This window comes from Arthrobacter sp. AG258 (assembly GCF_004364695.1).
Lineage (GTDB): Bacteria > Actinomycetota > Actinomycetes > Actinomycetales > Micrococcaceae > Arthrobacter.
Map to the genome: position 1 here is coordinate 201113 of NZ_SOBI01000009.1, position 22609 is coordinate 223721.

The 22609-nt window shown below is 65.1% G+C and carries 17 protein-coding genes and 1 tRNA gene; 9 read left to right on the forward strand and 9 right to left on the reverse strand.

The window, feature by feature from the left end:
• Positions 1-17: 17 nt before the first annotated feature.
• Together DFO47_RS18250 and araB are read right to left on the reverse strand one after the other, a co-directional pair.
• Positions 18-746: an L-ribulose-5-phosphate 4-epimerase gene (locus tag DFO47_RS18250; RefSeq protein WP_133832539.1), complete on the reverse strand. Its 729-nt coding sequence runs from the start codon at positions 744-746 to the stop codon at positions 18-20.
• A complete protein-coding gene (gene araB / locus DFO47_RS18255) occupies positions 743-2491 on the reverse strand; it encodes a ribulokinase (RefSeq protein ID WP_133832540.1) in 1749 nt (582 codons plus the stop codon). Before araB ends, DFO47_RS18250 begins: the two co-directional genes overlap by 4 nt.
• Positions 2492-2760: 269 nt before the next feature.
• Here araB and chvE point away from each other — a divergent pair, with 269 nt between their 5' ends.
• From chvE to mmsB, 3 genes are all read left to right on the forward strand, one after another.
• Positions 2761-3888 carry a multiple monosaccharide ABC transporter substrate-binding protein gene (gene chvE, locus DFO47_RS18260; RefSeq protein WP_206073960.1) on the forward strand — a complete coding sequence of 376 codons (1128 nt, stop codon included), beginning with the start codon at positions 2761-2763 and terminating at the stop codon, positions 3886-3888.
• Positions 3889-3987: 99 nt separating this feature from the next.
• Entirely contained in the window at positions 3988-5517 is a 1530-nt protein-coding gene (mmsA, locus tag DFO47_RS18265; RefSeq protein ID WP_133832541.1) for a multiple monosaccharide ABC transporter ATP-binding protein, read from the forward strand.
• Between the two features lie 4 nt (positions 5518-5521).
• Positions 5522-6802, forward strand: a complete 1281-nt coding sequence (gene mmsB / locus DFO47_RS18270) for a multiple monosaccharide ABC transporter permease (protein WP_133832542.1) — start codon at positions 5522-5524, stop codon at positions 6800-6802.
• Between the two features lie 114 nt (positions 6803-6916).
• Here mmsB and DFO47_RS18275 read toward each other — a convergent pair whose 3' ends face one another.
• The 5 genes from DFO47_RS18275 to DFO47_RS18295 form a co-directional block, all read right to left on the reverse strand.
• Positions 6917-8170: an MFS transporter gene (locus tag DFO47_RS18275; RefSeq protein WP_133832543.1), complete on the reverse strand. Its 1254-nt coding sequence runs from the start codon at positions 8168-8170 to the stop codon at positions 6917-6919.
• A gap of 42 nt (positions 8171-8212) precedes the next feature.
• Entirely contained in the window at positions 8213-10384 is a 2172-nt protein-coding gene (locus DFO47_RS18280) for an elongation factor G-like protein EF-G2 (RefSeq protein WP_133832544.1), read from the reverse strand.
• Positions 10385-10468: 84 nt separating this feature from the next.
• On the reverse strand, positions 10469-10894 hold the full coding sequence (locus DFO47_RS18285) for a ChaB family protein (RefSeq protein ID WP_133832545.1): 426 nt from the start codon (positions 10892-10894) through the stop codon (positions 10469-10471).
• A gap of 118 nt (positions 10895-11012) precedes the next feature.
• Positions 11013-11086 (reverse strand) — tRNA-Thr (locus DFO47_RS18290).
• A 150-nt stretch (positions 11087-11236) separates the two neighbouring features.
• Positions 11237-12124, reverse strand: coding sequence for a thioredoxin domain-containing protein (locus DFO47_RS18295; RefSeq protein ID WP_109863919.1), 888 nt, complete (start codon positions 12122-12124; stop codon positions 11237-11239).
• A gap of 178 nt (positions 12125-12302) precedes the next feature.
• Here DFO47_RS18295 and DFO47_RS18300 point away from each other — a divergent pair, with 178 nt between their 5' ends.
• From DFO47_RS18300 to DFO47_RS18315, 4 genes are all read left to right on the forward strand, one after another.
• Complete coding sequence (locus DFO47_RS18300) at positions 12303-13805, forward strand: trehalose-6-phosphate synthase (protein WP_133832546.1); 1503 nt, start codon at positions 12303-12305, stop codon at positions 13803-13805.
• Complete coding sequence (otsB, locus tag DFO47_RS18305) at positions 13795-14631, forward strand: trehalose-phosphatase (RefSeq protein ID WP_018762104.1); 837 nt, start codon at positions 13795-13797, stop codon at positions 14629-14631. Before DFO47_RS18300 ends, otsB begins: the two co-directional genes overlap by 11 nt.
• 219 nt (positions 14632-14850) lie before the next feature.
• Entirely contained in the window at positions 14851-15933 is a 1083-nt protein-coding gene (gene ugpC, locus DFO47_RS18310) for a sn-glycerol-3-phosphate ABC transporter ATP-binding protein UgpC (protein ID WP_018762103.1), read from the forward strand.
• Positions 15934-16063: 130 nt separating this feature from the next.
• Positions 16064-17482 carry a DUF4032 domain-containing protein gene (locus DFO47_RS18315; protein WP_109863920.1) on the forward strand — a complete coding sequence of 473 codons (1419 nt, stop codon included), beginning with the start codon at positions 16064-16066 and terminating at the stop codon, positions 17480-17482.
• A gap of 2 nt (positions 17483-17484) precedes the next feature.
• Here DFO47_RS18315 and DFO47_RS18320 read toward each other — a convergent pair whose 3' ends face one another.
• The gene (locus DFO47_RS18320) at positions 17485-18855 is read right to left on the reverse strand and encodes an FAD-linked oxidase C-terminal domain-containing protein (protein ID WP_133832547.1); all 1371 of its coding nucleotides are present in this window, start codon (positions 18853-18855) and stop codon (positions 17485-17487) included.
• A 190-nt stretch (positions 18856-19045) separates the two neighbouring features.
• Here DFO47_RS18320 and DFO47_RS18325 point away from each other — a divergent pair, with 190 nt between their 5' ends.
• Both DFO47_RS18325 and DFO47_RS18330 read left to right on the forward strand, forming a co-directional pair.
• Positions 19046-20776, forward strand: coding sequence for a glycoside hydrolase family 13 protein (locus DFO47_RS18325; protein ID WP_231369876.1), 1731 nt, complete (start codon positions 19046-19048; stop codon positions 20774-20776).
• A 2-nt stretch (positions 20777-20778) separates the two neighbouring features.
• Positions 20779-21819 carry a LacI family DNA-binding transcriptional regulator gene (locus tag DFO47_RS18330; protein ID WP_133832548.1) on the forward strand — a complete coding sequence of 347 codons (1041 nt, stop codon included), beginning with the start codon at positions 20779-20781 and terminating at the stop codon, positions 21817-21819.
• Here DFO47_RS18330 and DFO47_RS18335 read toward each other — a convergent pair.
• On the reverse strand, positions 21816-22319 hold the full coding sequence (locus tag DFO47_RS18335) for a hypothetical protein (protein WP_133832549.1): 504 nt from the start codon (positions 22317-22319) through the stop codon (positions 21816-21818). The two genes, DFO47_RS18330 and DFO47_RS18335, sit on opposite strands and share 4 nt — an antisense overlap.
• Between the last annotated feature and the right edge of the window lie 290 nt (positions 22320-22609).

The following is a 22609-nucleotide window of genomic DNA, read 5'->3' on the forward strand; positions in this document are numbered from 1 at the left end:
TGTTAAAGGTTTGGGGATTACTGCCCGTAGACGTTTTGGTAGCGGGCGTAGAGCGAGTCGATATGGCCTGCGTCGATCGGGAGGGGTTCACCGAGCTGCCGCGAGATATGGACAGTGCGGGCCACTTCCTCGCACATCACGGCGGCCTTCACGGCGGAACGGGCATCCTTGCCGATGGTGAAAGGGCCGTGGTTCTGCATCAGGACCGCCGGTGAGTTCGAGTTTTTCAGGGTCTCCACAATGCCGTGGCCGATCGAATCGTCGCCGATCAGCGCGAACGGGCCCACCGGGATGGAACCGCCGAACTCATCCCCCATCATGGTGAGCACACAGGGGATGGCCTCACCCCGTGCGGCCCACGCGGTGGCATAGGTGGAGTGCGTGTGCACCACCCCGCCCACCTCGGGCATGTGCCGGTACACATAGGCGTGCGCGGCGGTGTCGGACGACGGCGAGAGCGGCGGGTTGCCCCAATCGACCGTGCCGCCGCCACCAACATTGGTGCCCCTCACCGGCGTGCCGTGCAGGTCGGTCACGACCATTTGCTCCGGGGTCAGGTCCTGGTAGCTGACGCCGGACGGCTTGATGACCATCAGGTCGGTGCCGGGCACCCGGGCCGAGACGTTGCCCGCAGTCCACACCACCAGTTCGTACCGCGTCAACTCAGCGTGCAGGGCGCATACGTCTTCCCGGATCCGGGCGATGGTTTCCAGGAGGCCGGTTCCGGCGCCTGTTTCGGCGGTCATGCGGACACCCCCAGGGTTGCTTTGGCGGCGACGCCTGCTCCGGGCCGGGCCACTTGGGCGGCCCGTCGCTGGATAGCCTTAAGCCGGTGCATCACGTCGTTGCTGCCCCGGCCAAAGTAATCATGGAGGGTTTTGTACTCCGTGAAGAGTTCCTCGTATGCGGCCACGTTTTCCGGGATTGGAGTGTAGACCTCCCCGGGTTCGGCGCCCATGGCCGCTGCGGCCTGGCGGATATCCGCATAGTGGCCGGCCGCGACGGCGGCGTGAATCGCCGACCCCAGGGCCGGGCCCTGTTCCGAGCCGATAGTGGAAAGCTGCAGGCCGGTGGCATCTGCGTAGATCTGCATCAGGAGCCTGTTCTTGAGCAGGCCGCCGGCCACGATGAATTCCTTGACCGGAACCCCGGCGTCGCGGAAGGCGTCCACGATGGTGCGGGTTCCAAAGGCTGTGGCTTCCAGAAGCGCCCGGTAGGTGTCCTCGGGCCTGGTGGCGAGCGTCTGGCCCACCACGATGCCGGAGAGCTCGTGGTCCACCAGGACCGAGCGGTTGCCGGAATGCCAGTCCAGGGCTATCAGCCCGTGCTCCCCGATGGCCTGCCGCGAGGCCAGTTCGGTGAGGTATTCGTGGATCCCCAGACCGGCAGCTTCGGCCGCCTGGTGGTATTCGGGCGGAACTCCGTATTTCGTGAACCAGCCGAAGATGTCTCCCACGCCCGACTGGCCCGCCTCGTAGCCCCACAGGCCGGGAACGATGCCGCCGTCAACGGCCCCGCACATTCCCGGTACTTCACGCAGTTCCGTGCCGTTCATGACGTGGCAGGTGGAGGTGCCCATGATGGCCACCAGTTGGCCCGGTTCCACCGCCTTCGCTGCCGGGGCCGTCACATGGGCGTCAACGTTTCCCACGGCCACGGCAATGCCCTCCGGCAGCCCGGTCCAGGCTGCGGCCTCCGCGGTCAGTGTGCCGGCGGCGTCACCCAGCCGACCGATGGTGTGCTCGAGTTTGGAGCTGACGAAGTCCTTGAACTCCGGGTTCAGGGCGGCCAGGAAGTCCTCCGAGGGGTAGCGCCCGTCCTGGTAGATGCCCTTGTAGCCGGCCGTGCAGGCATTGCGGACATACCTGCCGCACAGCTGCCAGACGATCCAGTCCGCCGCCTCCACCCAGCGGTCCATTGCGGCGTAGGCTTCGGGGTCCTCTTCCAGCAGCTGCAGCCCCTTGGCGAATTCCCACTCCGAGGAAATCAGCCCCCCATACCTGGGAAGCCAGTCCTCGCCACGTTCGGCGGCGAGCCGGTTGATCCGGTCGGCCTGCCCCTGCGCCGCGTGGTGGCGCCACAACTTCACGTACGCGTGCGGCCGGTTGGCATAGCCCGGCAGTTCGTTCAGTGGGGTGCCGTCGGCCATGACAGGCACCATGGTGCAGGCGGTGAAGTCCGTGGCAATACCGACGACGGCCGCCGGGTCGATCCCGGCGTCGGCCACCGCTGCCGGGACGGCAGTGCGAAGCACCTCCCGGTAGTCGTTGGGCACCTGGAGCGCCCATTCCCCGGGAAGCCGGGCCCCGTCGTCGCCCGCTGTGTCACGTGGCAGGACGTCGGTGACCACGGCGTGCGGATACGCATGGACCGCGCTGCCGAGCTCCTTCCCGTCGCGGACACGCACCACCACGGCACGGCCGGAAAGTGTTCCGTAATCCACGCCGACGACGCAGTGGTCAGGGTTGGAACTGAAGGATGTATCTGGCATTCGGTTGCCTCCGCCCGGGAGGCAGGGGCCTCATTGCCGGGGTTGTCTAGGGGTCACGGTCTAGCTAAGCGCTGCAGCAAGTGTGAACGCTAACAAAGCAGAAGTCAATGAAATTGAAGCAGGTTCATGCACTTGATAGCCGCCTCTTGTTAGCGTTCACAAATCAGTCTATATTGAACCGACACATCAACAATGTGGCCAGGACCAGGGAGCATCGCTGCTGCCTCGTCCAATAACACTTCGCGGCAGTGCTGCCGCGGAAGGAGAAAATGGTGAGAATCAAAAAAATCGTGGGCGCGGTGGCCCTTGTCCTCGCGCTGACGGTGGGCGCCACCGGTTGCGGCTCACGTGGCGCGGCAACCGAATCCAGCGGCGCGGCGAAGCCCGCCGACTCGCTGGTTGGGATCTCGATGCCCACGCAGACATCCGAGCGTTGGATTGCCGATGGCGCCAACGTCGAGAAGTCGCTCAAGGACCTTGGCTACAAGACAGACCTCCAGTTCGCCAATGACGACATCCCAACCCAGGTCTCGCAGATCGAAAACATGCTGACCAAGGGCGCCAAGGCGCTGATCATCGCCGCCATTGACGGCACCACCCTGACCGATGTCCTGGCCAAGGCCAAGGAGCAGAACGTCAAAGTGATCGCGTACGACCGCCTCATCAACGGCACCCCGAACGTGGACTACTACACCACGTTCGACAACTACACGGTCGGCGTCCAGCAGGCCACCTCGCTGCTGACCGGCTTGGGACTCCTTGACGCCAGTGGCAAGAAAGTGGACGGCAAGGGTCCGTTCAACGTCGAACTCTTCGCCGGAAGCCCTGACGACAACAACGCCAACTTCTTCTGGACCGGCGCCATGGACACCCTCAAGCCGTACATGGATGCCGGCACCTTGAAGGTCCCCAGCGGCCAGACCAAGTTTGAACAGGCCGCGATCCTCCGCTGGCAAGCACCCGTGGCGCAGAAGCGCATGGAGGATATCCTCACGTCCGCCTACAGCTCAGGTACCAAGCTGAACGGCGTCCTGTCCCCCTATGACGGACTGTCCATCGGCATCATCTCGGCCCTCACCAGCACCGGCGGCTACGCCAAGGGAAGCCTGCCGGTCGTCACGGGCCAGGATGCCGAGAAGGGCTCCGTGAAGTCCATCGTTGCTGGCGAGCAGTACTCCACCATCTTCAAGGACACCCGGCAGCTCGGCGCCCAGGCGGTCAAGATGGTGGACGCCGTCCTCAAGGGCCAGGAACCGGAAACCAATGACACCAAGACCTACAACAACAAGGTCAAGGTTGTCCCGGCTTACCTGCTGAAGTCCGTGATCATCACCAAGGACAACTACAAGAAGGAACTGATCGACTCGGGTTACTACACCGACGCCGACGTCAAGTAGACAGCCGGGGGCTGCGGCCGGCCGTCCGGCCGCAGCCCCTCCCGCAACCTCCTGCAGCAGCAGGAAGGCCAAGATTCGACCAGTCAGTGGGAATTGACGATGAACACACCCATTCTTCAAATGCGAGCAATCACCAAGACGTTCCCGGGCGTGAAGGCGCTGCAGGATGTCACCCTTGATGTGAACCGTGGAGAAGTCCATGCCATCTGCGGTGAGAACGGCGCCGGCAAATCAACGCTCATGAAGGTGTTGTCCGGCGTATACGCGCACAACACGTTCGACGGGGAAATCCTGTTCGAAAACGAACCCTGCAATTTCGCCAGCATCTCGGACAGCGAGAAGCGGGGCATCGTGATCATCCACCAGGAACTCGCGCTGAGCCCGTACCTTTCCATCGCCGAGAACATCTACCTCGGCAACGAACAGGCCACCAAGGGATGGGTGGACTGGCGGAAGACCAACCTGGAGGCAGCAAAACTGCTGGCCCGCGTGGGACTCGATGAGAACCCCGTCACCCCGGTACAGCACATCAGCGTGGGCAAGCAGCAACTCGTGGAAATCGCCAAAGCGCTGTCCAAGGAAGTGAAGCTGCTCATCCTGGACGAGCCCACGGCCGCCCTCAACGATGAGGACTCCGGCCACCTGCTGGACCTGATCCTCCACTTGAAGGGCCAAGGCGTCACCAGCATCATCATCAGCCATAAGCTCAACGAGATCCGCAAGGTGGCAGACGCTGTCACCATCATCCGCGATGGCAAGACCATTGAGACCCTTCGGCTCGATGAAGGCCAGATCACCCAGGAGCGGATCATCCGTGGCATGGTGGGCCGCGACCTTGAGAGCCTCTACCCGGAACGCGAGCCGAACATCGGCGCGGAAGTCCTCCGGATCGAAGACTGGTCCGTCCGCCACCCGCAGGACCACGCCCGCATGGTAGTCAGCAACGCCAACCTGCACGTCAGGAAGGGCGAAGTCGTGGGCCTTGCCGGGCTCATGGGCGCCGGCCGGACGGAACTGGCCATGAGCGTGTTTGGCCGCACTTACGGCACGGCCACCTCAGGCAAGGTTTACAAGTACGGCGAGGAGATCAATACGTCCACCGTCTCGGACGCGATCAGGCACGGCATTGCCTACGCCACGGAGGACCGCAAGCACTACGGCCTGAACCTGATCGAGGACATCAAGCGCAATATCTCGCTGGCATCGCTGCGCAAGCTCGCGAAGCGCGGATTCGTCGACAAAAACCAGGAGACCGTGGTAGCTAACGGCTACCGCACCAGCATGAACATCAAGGCACCCTCCGTCGCCGCCATCACCGGGAAGCTCTCCGGCGGCAACCAGCAGAAGGTGGTCCTGAGCAAGTGGATGTTCTCCGACCCGGACGTCCTCATCCTTGATGAACCCACCCGAGGGATCGACGTCGGCGCCAAGTATGAGATCTACACGATCATTGCCAGGCTCGCGGCCGAAGGAAAGGCCGTCATCGTCATTTCATCGGAACTTCCCGAGCTTCTGGGTATCTGCGACCGCATCTACACCCTCGCCGCCGGCCATGTCACCGGTGAAGTGCCCATCGCCGAGGCCACCCAGGAATCGCTGATGCATTACATGACCAAAGAGAAGGAATAGCGAAATGTCAGCCCTAAGAGAGTCGCTCGGATTCCTCACAAGCCGCCTCCGCCAAGTTGGCATCTTCGTCGCCCTGATCCTGATCGTCCTCCTGTTCCAAGGACTGACGGGCGGGATCCTGCTCGAGCCGCAGAATGTCACCAACCTGGTGGTCCAAAACAGTTACATCCTCATCCTGGCCATCGGCATGGTGATGGTGATCATCGCAGGCCACATCGACCTGTCCGTCGGCTCCGTGGCGGGATTCATCGGTGCCGTCGCCGGCGTCATGATCGTGCACTGGGGCTGGCCATGGTGGGCCGCAATCCCTGCGTGCCTGCTGGTCGGCGCGCTCGTCGGGGCCTGGCAAGGGTACTGGATCGCATACGTGGGAATCCCGGCCTTCATCGTCACGCTCGCAGGCATGCTGATCTTCCGCGGCCTGACGCTCATCACCCTGAAGAACCAGCAGATCACGCCGTTCCCTGCGGAGCTGCGTGCCCTGGGCGGAGGCTTTCTCCCGGACATCTCCGGCGGCACGTCAGTACTGGAATGGCTCACGGTCATCCTTGGCGTGGGCGCCACCGTGGCACTCCTGATCCAGGCCCTAAAGGAACGCCGCATCCGCAAGAAGTTCGATCTCGAAAGCGAGCCTCTGGTCTGGTTCGTCATCAAAACCGCTTTCACCGCGTTGCTGATGCTCATCATCACCTTCCTGCTGGCGTCCTACCGGGGCACGCCGATCGTCCTGGTGGTCCTCGCTGTCCTGGTGATCGCGTACACGGCACTGATGAACAACAGCGTGTTTGGCCGGCACACCTATGCAATCGGCGGCAACCTGCATGCAGCTGAGCTGTCCGGAATCAAGACCAAGGCCGTGACGTTCCGCCTCTTCGTGAACATGGGCGTCCTCGCAGCTTTGGCGGGCCTGGTCTTCACGGCCCGGCTCAACTCGGCCCAACCGGCAGGCGGAACCGGATTCGAACTCGATTCGATCGCGGCGGCGTTCATTGGCGGTGCGGCCGTCACCGGCGGCATCGGCACCGTTGCCGGGGCCATGATCGGCGGACTCATCATGGGTGTGCTCAATAACGGCATGTCCATCCTGGGCCTGGGCACGGACTACCAGCAGCTGATCAAGGGCCTGGTGCTCTTGATCGCCGTCGGGTTCGACATCTTCAACAAGAACCGCAGCGGCGGCGGCAGCGACCTTGGAAGACGGTTCAGGCTGAAGACCACTCCTCCGCCCACCGCGGAGAAACTGACGCCGGCGGCCAGCGAACCGGTGGAGGCCGGCGTCAAGTAATACCGGCTTCTGCCACCGGCAGGCAGTTCTTCGAAGGCCCCTGGCCCCGGACGCATACCGTCCGTGGCCAGGGGCCTTCGCTGCATGTCGTCCGGTGTGTGCCTCCCAACCTGGTCAGGGCGCGGCCGGCAGGCCCGCCCCGGCATCGGCCGGCGAGCGCCGCCGCCGGCTCAGCAGGATGAATGGTGCCGCCAGCAACTGCACAACGCCACTCATGGCCAAGGAGGCAGGGTAGCCGTAAAGGTCCGCCGCCCTGCCAAGCAGCGGTTGCACCACCACCCCGCCACTTGAGCCCATGAGCGAAGCGAAGCTGAGGACGGTGGCCCGCTGCTGGGAGGCGATCATGTCATTGAGGTAGGCCTGGCGGACCGGGGTGCCGGCGGAAGCCACCACTGCCCAGAGGGCCAGAAGCACCAGCGCCAGCCAAAAGACGTTGGTTGCCAGCAGCACCACCAAAACCACCGAGCTGATGATGTTGGAGCCGATCAGCACGGTGGTGCGCCGGTGCACCAGCTTCCGGACCTGCGGCGCCAGCCAGCCGCCCACAATGTCGGCCCCGGCCACAATGGCTGCGGCCAGGCCCGCAATGGCGTAGGCCCTCGGATCGCCGAACAGTTGCAGCAGGTAGGGCTGGAGGGCATAGAAGACGTAAAAGCCCACGCCTTCGGTAAAGGGCGCGGCCAGCATCATGTACCTCACGGGCGGATTCCTCAGCCCGCCGTCGAGCGAAGCCCGGAGGACTGCCCGGGTGGCTTGCAACGGGTGGGCCGAGCGCTCGGGCGTGAAGCCGACGTCGTGCATGAGAAGGAATGCAGCGGCAAACATGGCCACCAGGACCGCGACGCGCAGCAGGAACGGCACCCCCAGGTTGGTGGCCTGCGCAATCACCCCGCCTGCCACCGAACCGCCCAGCATGGCGATGCCGGAAACCATCTGGCCGCGGCCCAGGACCGCTTCGAGGGTGCCCTCGTAGCCGGTGAAGTGCAGGGCATCCACCAGCCAGGCCTCCACCGCGCCGGAGAAGAAGGTAAAACCGAGCCCCAGCAGCGCCGAAACGGCCGCCCACCACCAGAACGGCGCGTGCAACTGCCAGAGCAGGTAGTAAAGGAAGGTGGACCCGGCCAGGGTGACAGTGCCCAGCAGGAACGACACCCGCCGCCCCCAGCTGTCCGCGACCACCCCGGTGGGTACTTCGAAGAGCACCATGCCTGCCGTGAAGAAGGCGTTCGCGGCGAAGGCCTCAAAGTTGTTCAAGCCCGCATCGAGCAGGAACAGTGTGTTGATGCCCCAGATAAAGGACGCCGCGAGGGTGTTGCCCAGCGTCAACGTCAGGTAGATGTTTTGGATTTTTCGTGTAGCGGCGTTCACGGGCGGCCGGCGTTCCTTGGCGAAGTTCCTGCCCGGGCGGGATCAGGAGGGGCTGAAATTCGATGGCACCGGTTCATGGCGCAGGTAGTGCCGGCGGAACCTGCCGGTGCCGGCGGTCAAGGCGCGCAGTTCCACCGCGTACCTCAGGAGTTCCTGGTCCGGAACTTCGGCACTGATCTCGGTGAGGCCCTGGCCGGAGGAATTGGTGCCGGTCAGGCGCCCGCGCCGGCCGGACAAGTCGCTCATAACCGTCCCCACGTGCTCGTCCGACACAGTGATGGCCACCGCGGACACGGGTTCGAGGAGTTGGATCTTTCCCGCGGCCGCAGCTTCGCGGAGCGCCAGGGCCCCCGCCGACTGGAATGCGGCGTCGGATGAATCCACGCTGTGGGCCTTGCCGCCCACGACGGTCACGCGCAGGTCCACCACAGGGAAGCCTGCGGAGACGCCCCGCTCCATCTGTGCCCGGACGCCCTTCTCGATCGACGGGATGAACGTTCCCGGAATGACGCCACCCACGGTTTTATCCACGAATTCGAACCCCGCACCGCGTTCCAGGGGTTCCACTTCGATGTCGCATACGGCGTACTGGCCGTGACCGCCGGATTGTTTGACATGGCGGCCATGGCCTGTGGCGGGCGCGGCGAAGGTTTCCCGCAGCGGCGTCACCACGTCAACGGTGTGAAGTTTCACGCCTTGTTCGCGCAACCTGTCGAGCACTACCTCCGCATGCGCCTCACCCATGCACCACAGCACCAGCTGGTGCGTTTCGGCATTCCGGTCCACCCGCAGGGTGGGATCGCCCGCCGCAATCCTGCCCAGGCTGCGGGCCAGCGCATCCTCGTCGCTGCGGGAGTCCGCTTCCACGGCGACCGGCAGCAGCGGCTCCGGCATTTCCCAGGTGGCGAGCAGCAGCGGCATGTCCCGTGCGGAAATGGTGTCTCCTGTTTCGGCGCTCCCCAGCTTGGCCAGGGCGCAGAGGTCCCCCGCCACGCAGTAAGGCACGGGACGCAGGCTGGCCCCCAGTGGCGAGTAGATATGGGTCACGCGTTCGTCGGTGTCGTGGTCCTGGTGGCCCCGGTCGGCCAGGCCGTGGCCGCCCACGTGCACGGGCGAATCCTCACGCAGGGTTCCGGAAAAGACCCGCACCAGGCAGATGCGGCCCAGGAAGGGATCATTGGATGTCCGCACCACCTCCGCGGCAAGCGGACCGGACGGATCGCAGGACAGGGTTCCGGCAGGCTCTCCCGCGAGGTCGGTCAGGTCCGGCAGGCTCCGCTCCCCCGGCGGCGGGAAAGCACTGACCAACAGTTCCAGGAGCTCGGCGGTACCGAGGCCGGTGACGGCGGATGTGGGCAGCACCGGGAAGAACGAGCCGCGGGCGACGGCGGTTTCCAGGTCGCTTGCGAGCGCTGCCGGGTCGACGTCCTCACCGTCCAGGTAGCGGTCCATGAGCGTCTCGTCTTCGCTTTCGGCGATGATTCCCTCGATCAGGGTTCCGCGGGCCGGCCCTGCTGCCTCGAGCTCGGCAGGGTCAGCAGGGCGGGTGGCTGGCGATGGGTCACCCGACGAGTAATCGGTGACCTCGCGGGACAGCAGGCCCAGCAAAGAGGCGTCCGCCCCCTCCCCCTGCACTGGCACGCACAGTGGCAAAACGGCGTCGCCGAAGGCTTGTTGGCAGGCTGCCAGGGTCCGCCCGTAGTCTGCGCGCGGATGGTCCATCCGGGTGATCACGACGGCGCGCGGGAGCCTCACGTGTTCGCACTCGCCCCACAGCGCGGTGGTGGTGGCGTCGATACCATCCACCGCGGAGACCACGAACAGGGCAGCATCGGAGGCGCGCAGCCCGGCCCGCAGCTCCCCGATGAAGTCCGGGTAGCCCGGGGTATCCATCAGGTTCACTTTGACGTCCTCCACCATCAGCGGCACCAAGGACAGCGTGACCGAGCGCTGCTGGTGCACAGCCGCCGGGTCGGAGTCGCTGACGGTTGTTCCGTCCACGATGGAGCCCTTGCGGGTGATCATGCCGTTTGCGGCGAGCAAGGCCTCGATCAGCATCGTCTTTCCGGCGCCGGAGTGCCCCACCAGGGCCACGTTGCGGATCCGGCCGGGGTCCGAGGCGGCAATGCCGGCGTTTTGATCTGCCCGGCGTGCATCGGGGCCGCTTTTGAAGCCGGCCGCCCGCACTGACTCCTTGGTGCTCTTCACCGACATGGGAACCTCCTGGCATCATTGCCGGCCGGACTGGACGTATCCTCTGATTCGACACCTTGGGCGGCGGGACGGCAAGAGCAGAGACTATTTGCTGCGGGCTTTGCGGGTTGCCTTGGTGTTCGCCTTTTGGAGTGCCTCCACCAGTTGGGCCTTGTCCATCGTCGAGCGGCCCGTGACGTTCAGTTCCCTTGCCAGTTTGTAGAGGTGTTCCTTGGACGCGTTGGCATCAACGCCTCCGGCTGTGGGTTCGGTTGAGCGCACGCCCTCCTCGGCGTGATTATCCGACGGGCCGCGTTTTTCCTTGGGCTCCCAGTGGTCGCCCACCTTTTCGTAACTGTGTTTCACTGCCGCGTACGCCGTGCGGGCTGCCCGTTCCTCGTCATGGTCGTAGGACTCGAGGGCCGAATCGTAGGTCTTGGCGAACGTGTCCTGGGCTTTTCGCCCGGACCGCTGCAGGGTCGAAGGGAGTTCTTCCTTGCGGGCGTGGTCATTCTTTCCGGTCTTGGGCATGGCACCCATCCTCCTTTAGTCAGCAGGCTGATTATTGGGATGGGTCCAGCATAATCCCCGGGAAAGACAAGGCCCCGGCCGAAGTTCCTGGAACCTCGAACCGGGGCCGTCGCACCGGAGCCCCCTGTCGGATTCGAACCGACGACCCCCGCTTTACAAGAGCGGTGCTCTGGCCAACTGAGCTAAGGAGGCGTGGCCCCTGGGGGCCTGCGCCGTCAAGGCGCTAGATAAGGTTAGCCCAACTCCCGCCGGGGGTAAAAACGCCGCCACACCGGCAGCGGACAGCGAAAGGGCCCGCCCCGAATACGTTCCGAAACGGGCCCTTGCGAGGATTCCCGGCGTTTAGCCCTTGGCGGCGATGGCTGCCTGCAGGAAGTCCGGGAACGGCGTCTGGGCGCTGTCTCCCTTGCCCCACTGCTTGCCGTCAACGAAGACGGTCGGCGTCCCCGTGACACCGATGGCCGAGGCCTCCTTCGTCGCGTACTTCACGTACGGGCGGTAGGTCTTGTCATCTACGCAGGAACCGATGTCCACGCCCATGTCTGAGGCCATCTTCTTGAGGTCGTTGTCCGAGAGGCCGGCACTGCCTTCAGCCGGTTGCTGGGCGTACAAGGCACTGAAGTAGTCGGCGTACTTCTGCGGAGCCGTGTTGGCAACGCAGGCCGCCGCATTCGCCGCACGTGATGAGTAGTTGGTGGTGGACCGGCTGTCCAGGAAGCCGAGCGGCCGGTACTCCACGGTGATCTTGCCGTCGTTGCGCAAGGACGTGAGCTGGTCGTTGTACTGCGTTTCGAAGTTCTTGCAGATGGGGCAGATGAAGTCGACGTAGAGGACCACCTTGACCGGCTTGCCGGCCTCCGCTTCCGCGCCGGGTGCAACGACTTCCGCCGGCGGAGTCTTCGGTGCATCCCCCACGGAATTGGCGTCCACCGTTGCCGGGTCGCTCTTGGCCACATCCGAGTTGGCAAGCAGGGTAACGCCGCCATGGATGTTGGCGTTGGCCGGTGTGGGCCCCTGATCCGCAATCGGGGCATTCTGCTTCAAACTGCTGGTGACCACCAGGGCCACCACTACCAGGATGGCCACCACAGCCGCGACAATGCCCCAGCCGATCAGCAGCTTGTTGCGCTTGTCCTTTTTTGCCTGTGCTTCACGGATCAGGCGCGCCTTTTCCCGCGCCTCCGCGGTTCGCTCAGCCTTGGACTTACGTACTTCGTTTGCGGGGCTCATGAATTCCTTGGGTCGGTCGACGAAGGGGGACCACTAGGTGGCACCCCCACATTTTAGGGGAGAAATCTGGGAGCTTGCGGTTTCAACCATTCCTCCGGGTTGACCAACGGACGAATAGCCCCGATGATTCCGTCCGGCTAGTGTGGCTTAGAGGCACAAGCAACCCCAGGGGGCCGCAATGCAAACACCCGTCCAGGAAAAACCCGCCGGCACGGCACAGGCCGCAGGTACGGATTCCAGCCATGCCGCGCACACGAAGTACGACTTCATGGTGGTCTCGAACCGGCTGCCGGTTGACCGCATGGCGCCCGCCGACGGAGGTGACGACGGATCCGGCTGGCGGCGGTCCCCCGGCGGACTGGTGACTGCCCTCGCACCGATGATGACCAAGACGGACGGCGCTTGGGTTGGCTGGCACGGAGCACCTGACGAAACCGTCAAGCCGTTCAGCCATGGCGGGATGGACCTCGTCCCGGTACAGCTCAGCACGGACGACGTGGAGCTGTACTACGAAGGCTTCTCCAACGCCACCCTCTGGCCGCTCTACCACGACGTCATCGCCCCGCCGGAATTCCACCGGGCCTGGTGGGATGCCTACCGCAAGGTCAACCGGCGGTTCGCCGACGCCGTGGTGCGGTACGCGGACCACGGCGCCACCGTCTGGGTCCAGGACTACCAGTTGCAGCTGGTTCCGCGGATGCTCCGCGAAGCGCGGCCCGATCTCCGGATCGGGTTCTTCAACCACATCCCGTTCCCGCCGCCGGAAATCTTTGCCCAGCTCCCGTGGCGGCAGGCCATCATCGACGGGTTGCTCGGTGCCGACCTGGTGGGCTTCCAGCGCGTCAGCGACGCCGGAAACTTCATGCGGTCCGCCCGCCGGTTCCTCGGTGCCAGCGTCAAGCAGCAGCAGGTGCACGTCAAGGGCCAGGATGGCCTGATCACGCACATTGCGCGGGCGCAGGCCTTCCCGATCTCCATCGACGTCAAGCAGATCACCGAGCTAGCCGCCAGGCCAGAAATCATCGAACGGGCCCGGCAGATCCGGCAGGACCTGGGCAACCCGAAAACGATCCTGCTGGGTGTGGACCGGCTCGACTACACCAAGGGCATCCGCCACCGGCTGAAGGCCTTCGAAGAGCTTCTGGCGGACGGCCGGCTCACCGTTGGCGAGGCCACGCTGATCCAGGTGGCATCGCCCAGCCGGGAGCGGGTGGAACAGTACCGGCTGCTCCGCGAGGAGGTGGAAGGGACCGTGGGCCACATCAACGGCACCTACGACACCCTTGAGAACACCGCGGTCCGCTACCTGCACCACAGCTACCCGGTGGAGGAAATGGTGGCCCTCTACCTGGCCGCGGACGTCATGCTCGTCACCGCCCTCCGGGACGGGATGAACCTGGTGGCCAAAGAGTACGTCACCGCCCGGAACAATAACGACGGCGCCCTGGTCCTGAGCGAATTCGCGGGTGCAGCGGACCAGCTCAAGCAGGCGCTCCTGGTCAACCCGCACGATATCGCAGGGCTCAAGAACACGATCATGAACGCGGTGGAACTGACGCCCCGGGAAGCCTCGCGCCGCATGCGGTCCATGCGCCGCCAGATCCTGGACCACGACGTCGACCACTGGTCCGCGGACTTCCTGCGCGCGCTGAACGAAAAGGTGGTTCGCGATGACTCCTGAAGGCCGCCCCACCAAGCGGCAGCTGGCATTGACCCCCGAGTTGAGGGAAGCGTTGCGCCGGATCGCCGGAACCGCACACCTGCTGGTGGCCATGGATTTCGACGGCACCATGGCGCCCATCGTGGACAGCGCACAGGACGCGCGGCCGCTGCCACGCTCGGCAGCAGCCTTCGCCGGCCTTGCGGTGCTTCCACGGACGACGACGGCACTCATCTCGGGCCGTGCCCTCGCCAGCCTGCGGCAGGTTGCGTCGCCGCCGGTGGACACCCTTCTCATCGGAAGCCACGGCGCCGAAGCGTGGCTGGGACCCGGCTCCACTGAGCTGGCGCTGGAGGAGGACCAGAAAGCGCTTCTCGCCGACGTCCGGTCGGTGCTGGCCGAGATCGTGGCAGAGGCTCCCGGAACGTCCCTGGAGGACAAGCCCGCCGGCGTCGTCCTGCACACCCGCCAGGCTGACGACGACGTCGCCGAGGACGCCGTTGCGGCCGCCCGGGCGTCGCTGCAGGACCGCAAGGGGGTGTTCCTGAAGGAGGGCAAGCGTGTCCTGGAAACCTCGGTGGTGAACGCATCCAAGGGCGAAGGCGTCGCCTTCCTTCGGCAGGCCACCGGGGCCACAGCCGTCCTGTTCGCCGGCGACGACGTGACGGACGAGGACGCTTTCGGCCGGTTGGAGCCGGGCGACGTGGGGGTCAAGGTGGGCCTTGATTTCACCCAGGCCCAGTACCGGGTGGAAGCACCTGTTCACATCGCCGAACTGCTGGAGGTGCTGCTGCAGGAGCGGAGCATCGCCGTGGCTGAAGAAGACCCCGAAGCCGCCTCCGGCTAGGGCAGTGACCAACGCCGCATGTGACGTTCGTAACATTTACGCAAAAGACGGCCCACTCTGGCATACTCTTTGATGTGATGTGGCGCACAAACACCGTGCGGCGTCATTGGGTGCTCCGGGCAATGACCCGGAGCACTTTGCTGGAACACAACTGAATAAACATGAACCATTCACAACGGATCGTCCGGCACGTACCTGCCGGTGAAGGGATTGATAACTGTGGCTACAGTTACTTTTGATAACGCTACGCGTCTGTACCCGGGCACAGATAAGCCCGCCGTCGACAAGCTCAACATCGACATCGCCGATGGCGAATTCCTGGTCCTCGTTGGACCCTCCGGTTGCGGTAAGTCCACCTCGCTGCGCATGCTCGCAGGCCTTGAGGACGTCAACGCAGGCCGCATTCTCATTGGCGACCGCGACGTCACCGATGTGCCGCCGAAGGACCGCGACATCGCCATGGTCTTCCAGAACTACGCCCTGTACCCGCACATGACTGTTGCGGACAACATGGGCTTCGCCCTCAAGATCGCCGGCGTCTCCAAAGAAGAGCGCGCTGAGCGAGTCCGTGAAGCCGCCAAGCTCCTCGACCTTGAGCAGTACCTGGACCGCAAGCCGAAGGCCCTCTCCGGTGGCCAGCGCCAGCGCGTTGCCATGGGCCGCGCAATCGTCCGTAACCCGCAGGTCTTCCTCATGGATGAGCCGCTGTCCAACCTGGATGCGAAGCTCCGCGTCCAGACCCGTACCCAGATCGCATCGCTGACCCGCCGCCTGGGCGTCACCACCGTCTACGTGACCCACGACCAGGTCGAGGCCATGACCATGGGCGACCGCGTGGCAGTGCTGAAGGACGGCCTGCTGCAGCAGGTTGACACCCCGCGCAACCTCTACGACCGTCCCAAGAACGTCTTCGTTGCCGGCTTCATCGGCTCCCCCGCCATGAACCTGCTGGAACTCCCGGTCGTCGACGGCGGCGTGCAGTTCGGCGGCACCGTGTACCCCGTGCCGCGCGACGTCCTCGAAGAGGCGCACGGCTCCACGGTCACCTTGGGCTCCCGTCCCGAAGACCTTGAAACCGCTCCGCAGGGTGAGGGCCTGAAGGTTGAGGTCGACGTCGTCGAAGAACTCGGCGCCGACGCCTACGTCTACGGACACACCACGCTCGACGGCAAGGACCACGACATCGTGGCCCGCGTCGACGGCCGCCGTCCTCCGATGAAGGGCGAGGTCATCTACGTCCGTCCGCAGTCCGGCCACGTGCACCTGTTCGACACCAAGACCGGCCTGCGCCTGGGCGACTAGTCCCCACCGGCACCCAGCGGCCTGAGCCACGGAACCGACGGCGGCCCGCACCCTTTCATCAAGGTGCGGGCCGCCGTCGGCCTTTAACGAAGATTTATCGTCCCTGCCCTGCGTACGGAAGAATTGACCCATGACCGAGGAAAACAGCGCCCAGTGGCACGACGAACCCACCGACTACGCGCAGATCGGTAAACTGCCGCGGTTCGTGGCGGCCAGCGCCGACGACAACAAGGCGGCCTCGGTAGCGTCGTCGCTGAACATCACGGCCGCAGCGGCCGATCCGGAACTGCTGGACCTGCCGTGGCACATTGCCTTGGAGGAGTGGCCCGCACAGTACCTGGCCGCACTCCCCCGCGGTATCTCCAGGCATATCGTGCGCTTCGCCCACCTGGGCGGCTCGGTCATCGCCATTAAGGAAACATCCGAGCATGTGGCCCGCCACGAGTACCACATGCTCCGCAAGCTGGCCCGGCTGGACGTCCCCTGCGTGGAGCCCGTGGCCGTGATCACCGGACGCACCACCCCGGACGGGCGCCCGCTCAATCCGGTGCTGGTGACCCGCCACTTGAAGTTCTCCATGCCCTACCGGGCACTGTTTTCCCAGATGCTGCGCAAGGACACGCTGACCCGCCTCATCGACGCCCAGGCCCTCCTGCTGGTCCGGCTGCACCTCATCGGCTTCTATTGGGGCGATGTCTCCCTTTCCAATACCCTGTTCCGCCGTGACGCCGGCGCTTTCGCCGCCTACCTGGTGGACGCTGAAACGGGCGAGCTCTACCCGGACCTGTCCACGGGCCAGCGCGAATACGACCTTGAGATTGCCCGGGTGAACATCGCTGGTGAGCTCATGGACCTGCTCGATGGCGGGTTGATCGAGGAGAAAGTGGACCCGGTCGCCACCAGTGAGCTGATCATGGACAGCTACCGGCGGCTGTGGGCGGAACTGACGGAGAAGGAATCCTTCGAACTCGGCGAACGCTGGCGGGTGGGAGCCCGGATCCGGCGCCTGAACGAACTCGGCTTCGACGTCGAGGAATACGCCATCAAGACCACGCAGAACGGCTCGACCATCCAACTGCAGCCCAAAGTGGTTGATGCCGGGCATCACCAGCGCCGGCTGTTGCGGCTCACCGGCCTGGACGCACAGGAAAACCAGGCCCGCCGGCTCCTCAACGACATGGACTCCTTCCGGGCGGACAACAATCCGGAGATGGACGAGGAATACAGCGCCCACCTGTGGGTGAGCCAGATCTTCGAGCCCATTGTCCGCTCCATCCCGCGCGATCTTTCCGGCAAGCTGGAGCACGCCGAGGTGGTCCACGAAGTACTGGAACACCGCTGGTACATGTCGGAAAAGCAGGAACGCCACATCCCGCTGGCCGAGGCCGTACAGTCCTACATCGACTCGATCCTCCGGCACCGGCGGGACGAGGCCGCCATCATGCTGAACCCCGACACCGAGATGTTGAAAATCCTTGAGGTGGAAAGCGAGGAATCCCGGTACGGTGCCGATGAGTCCGACGAGGAATACCCGGACTCGGACGACTGACCCTAGATCGCCTTCCCCGGATTGAGGATTCCCGCAGGATCGAACAAGTCCTTGATCCGGCGCTGCAGTTCCCGGACCGGCTCGGGCTGCTCCTGGCCCAGCCAGCGCAGCTTGTACTGGCCTATGCCATGCTCCCCGGTGATGGTGCCGCCCATGGCCAACGCCGCCGTGATCGACTCATCCAAGGCAGCCTGGAGGCGTTTCATCGCATCGGCGTCAACAGTGTCCCCCTGCCGGTCGATCCAGAAGGTGGGGTGCAGGTTGCCGTCACCGGCATGCGCCACCACTTTGAGGTGCACCCGCTGGGTGGCTGCGAGGGCCTCGAGCGCCGCCACGTAGTCCACCAGCCGGGACCGCGGCACGGCAACGTCTTCACCCACCCGGAATTCATCGTCCACCTCGGTGCCCCGGCTGTGACGCCGGAGCTCCACCAGCCGTTCCGCTTCGGCGCTGGCCTCGGTGGTGACCGTGGCACCGCCTGCCTTGAGGACCTGGCGCACAACGTCTGCTTCGGCGGCAGCTCCAAACCCGTCTGTCTGAACCAGGAGCAGGGACTTTCCGCGTGCCGTGAGGTCCGATCCGTGGATGTCATCGAGCTGGGCCAGGGTGCCGCCGTCGAGCAATTCCATGATGGCGGGCTGGACGCGCGCCTTGCCCACGGCCAGGACCCCTGCGGCGGCAAGCCGGAAGTCCGGGTAGAACGCAGCAACGGTGTGGACTTCCCGGGGCAGGTACTTCAATCGCACCGTGACTCCGACGACGATGCCAAGTGTTCCTTCGGACCCCACGAAGAGGCCCGTGAGGTCGTAGCCCGCCACGCCCTTGAAGGTTTGGTGGCCGGTGTGGATCAGGGAGCCGTCAGCCAGCACGACGTCCAAGGCCAGGACCGAGTCCCTGGTGACCCCGTACTTGGCGCAGCGAAGGCCGCCGGCATTGGTGGCTACGTTGCCGCCAATGGTGGAGCTGCGGAAACTTGCGGGGTCCGGGGCGTACATGAGGCCGTGCACCGCGGCGGCCTCGTTGAGGACGGCATTGACGACGCCGGGCTCCACCACGGCCGTTTCGTCGTCCGGGCTCAGGGCAAGGATCCGGTTCATCCGCTCCAGCGAGAGGACAATGCAGTTCCTGGTGGCGTGCGCCCCGCCGGACACTCCTGTACCGGCACCGCGCGGTACGATCGCCACTCCCCCGGCCGCGCACGCCCGCACTACCGCCTGGACATCGGCCACTGACTCGGGGAACACGACGGCCAGGGGTAGCTGGAAGTCCAAGACCGGTGCCTGGTCAATGGCGTAGCGGTGGAGCGCAGCCTCGCCGCGATCCAGCTGCCCGGGCGCCAAGACGGCTTCCAGATCCTCAACAATGCTTCCCACAAACCCTCCACCCGTCGTCGGACACATCCACCAAGTCTAGGCGCCGTCCGCCGGACCGGTCCGGTATTCCGGGCTTTGAAATCGCTTCCAGACCATGGCGTGTTACGCGCTCTTCAGCCCCTAAACTGCGCGCCTGGACGTTATGGAAGCGTTTTCATTTAAATCGCTTCCAGCCGTTATGCTGACTGTCATGTCTGTCGAAACTGTGACCCAGGACACTGCAAGCGTTGCCGGTCCATTGACGCTTATCCACGCCGCTGACGCCATTCCCGGCTGGTGGCGGTCCGCCGTGATCTACCAGGTCTATCCCCGTTCGTTCCGTGACTTGAACGGCGACGGCGTGGGCGACCTGGCCGGGATCACCGAGGAACTGCCGCATCTGGCAAGCCTGGGCGTGGACGCCGTCTGGCTCTCGCCCTTCTACCGGTCACCGCAGCGCGATGCTGGCTACGACGTCAGCGACTACTGCGACGTGGACCCGATCTTCGGCACCCTGGGCGACTTCGACGTCATGATGGCAGAATCGCACCGGCTCGGGCTGCGGGTCATCGTTGACCTGGTACCCAACCACTGCTCGGACCAGCACCCGGCTTTCCAGGCAGCCCTTGCAGCGCCAGCCGGAAGCCCCGAGCGGGACATGTTCATCTTCCGGGACGGGACCGGCCCGGAAGGCCAGGAGCCTCCGAACAACTGGCAGTCCCACTTCGGCGGTCCGGCCTGGACGCGCGTGGTGGAACCTGACGGCGAGCCCGGCCAGTGGTACCTGCACCTCTTCGACTCCTCCCAGCCGGACTTCAACTGGGACAACCCGGCGGTCCATGCAGAATTCGAACGGGTGCTCCGGTTCTGGCTGGACCGCGGCGTCTCCGGCTTCCGGGTGGACGTGGCCCACGCGCTGGTCAAAGCACCGGGCCTGCCGGCATGGGGCGGACGTGCCGACGGCGGCAGCAGCGACGGCTACCCGGGCCATGAGGCACCCATGTTCGGTCAACCCGCCGTCCACGACATCTACCGGAGATGGCGGCAGATCCTGGACCAATACGGCCCGGACCGGATTCTGTGCGCCGAGGCGAGTGTTGACCTCCACCGGCTGGCCCACTGGGTCCGGCCGGACGAGATGCACCAGGCGTTCAACTTTCCCTACCTCCACGCCGGACTGGATGTCTACCGGCTGCGGTCGGTTATCACGGACTCACTGACCGTCCTGGACGGCGTCGGCGCCCCGAGCACGTGGGTCCTCTCAAACCACGACGTAGTCCGGCATGCCAGCCGGTTTGGCTACAACGGCCACGGCCCGCGCGACGGCGACGGCATCGGTACCGGCGATCCCCAGCCGGACGAGGACCTCGGACGGCGTCGAGCAGCGGCCGCTTCACTCTTCATGCTGGGGCTTCCCGGGGCCGCCTACCTCTACCAGGGAGAAGAGTTGGGGCTGCCTGACGGCATCGACATCCCCGGCCATCTGCGGCAGGATCCGACCTTCGCCCGGACCAACGGCCAGCGCCTTGGCCGCGACGGCTGCCGCGTTCCGCTGCCCTGGCGGGCCGACGACCGGCACCTGGGATTCGGCTCCGGGAGCGATCCCTGGCTGCCGATTCCGTCGTCCTTCGCGGAACTTGCCCGTGACGTGCAGGCGGAATCACCGTCGTCGCACCTGGCCCTGTACCGTGAAGCCCTGGCGCGGCGCCGGGAGCTCGATCTGGGCCGGGGATCCCTGTCCTGGGCAGAGGACTGGTGCACCGGATCCTCCCTCGGCTATGTGAACGGCACTACGCTGGTGCTTATGAACCTGAACCATGAGCCGCTGGAGATGCCGTCCGGCCACGTCCTCCTTCGCAGCCTGCCGGGGTCCACGGGCCATGCCCTCGCATCCGGCGAGACTGCCTGGTTGCAGCTTGGACCTGCCACCACGGCAGACTGACGTTGGCAGGCATCAAAGAAGTTGCCAGCCGTGCCGGCCTGTCCGTGGCCACCGTTTCGAGGGCGCTGAGTGGCAAGTCCAATGTGTCCTCAAGGAGCCGCCGGCTGGCGCAGGAGGCGGCCAAGGAGCTGGGGTTCGTTCCGTCTTACCACGCATCAAGCCTGGCGTCGGGCCGCAACCGCAATATTGGCCTGGTGGTGCCCAACGTACAGCGCTGGTATTTCTCTTCCGTGCTGGAAGGGGTTTCGGAGACCCTGCTGGACGCCGGGTACGACCTCACCCTGTACAACGTGGGGGAGCAACCTGAGCGACGCAGCAGCATCCTGAACGACTTCCTGCTCCGCAAGCGCCTGGACGCCGTCATCGCAGTGGCGTTGGTCCTTCGCGAGGATGAAATAGGCCAGCTGCTGGCGGTGCATCGTCCCATTGTGGGCATCGGCGGCGTCTTGAGGGGCGCCTCCACCATCCGCATCGATGACGAAGGCCTTGCCAGGGACGCGGCCGGCCACCTGATCCGGCTTGGCCATACCCGGATTGCGCACATCACCGGGGACGCGGGGCTGAACCGGGACTTCAAGCTTCCCAAACTCCGGCAGAAAGGCTTTGCCGCAGCCATGGCCGGGGCACGCCTGCCTGTCCGGGACGAGTGGGTGGTCAATGCGGACTTCACCATCCAGGGCGCGTACGCCGTGGGACGCCGGCTCCTGGGGACAGCGGCGGAACGACCCACCGCTGTGTTCGCCGCGTCTGACGAGATGGCCATCGGGATTATGCTTGCGGCGCGCGACTTCGGCCTGCAGATCCCGCAAGATCTCTCGGTCGTGGGTATGGACGGTCACGATCTCAGCGAGACGTTTGGACTCACCACCATCAAGCAGGATCCGCGCGGGCAAGGTAACCTGGCGGCCACAACCGCCCTGGCGTTGCTGAACGCAGGCAAGGATTCCGACGGCGGCCAGCCGCCTTCACCGGTCCAGGACCAGGAGTACCCGACCGAGTTCCTGATCCGAACCAGCACGGCGGTACCGCCAGCCCTGAACTAGTTTGCTGGGTCTGCGGCGCCCATGAAGCGGGCGTACTTGTCGAGGATTACGGGCCAGGCCTGCAGGTAATGTCCCCTGACGGCAGCAGGGTCCTCGGCGCCCTCCCAGCCGTCATGGACGACCCGGACCTCCGTGCCCCCGTCAACCGCGCGGAAGGCCACCAGAAGCTCGGTGGACCACATTGCAGTGGTACCGGGGTGCCATGTGGCGTGGAAGGAGAGCGGCGGCTGCCAGTCATCAAGGGTTCCCCAGATGCTGGTCCGTCCGTCGTCTGACGTCTCGAGAATCAGGTTCTCTTCGAATTCGACATAGGACCCTGCCCCGTAGACTCCGTACGGCTCCAGCGGCCACCAGAGGTGGGTGTGGTCTGTGAAACCGGCGAATGCCCGGGCGACGGGTCCGGGCACCACCACCGCGTTGACCACCGGGTCCAGGGAATCGGCACCGGGCTTTCCATCCGCCTCGAAGGGGTCCTGGGCATGGCTGAAGATGCTGCTCATGGGCAACAACTCTACCCGCGGGCACCCGATCGTTATCGATCGGTATTAGCGCGGGCTGCATCTTTGGATGGCCGGGGTGAGCGGACGCTGATCGATTTTCTGCAAGGTGTGAGCGGGGGTTGCGGGGTTACGTGTCGGGTGTGAGCGGGCGTGGTGGGGTGGGGTGGTGTTTTAAATGTGGGAGGCCCCAACCGTTTGGTTGGGGCCTCGACCAATGTGTGTGTCCGGCGGTGTCCTACTCTCCCACACCCTCCCGGGTGCAGTACCATCGGCGCTGTGGGTCTTAGCTT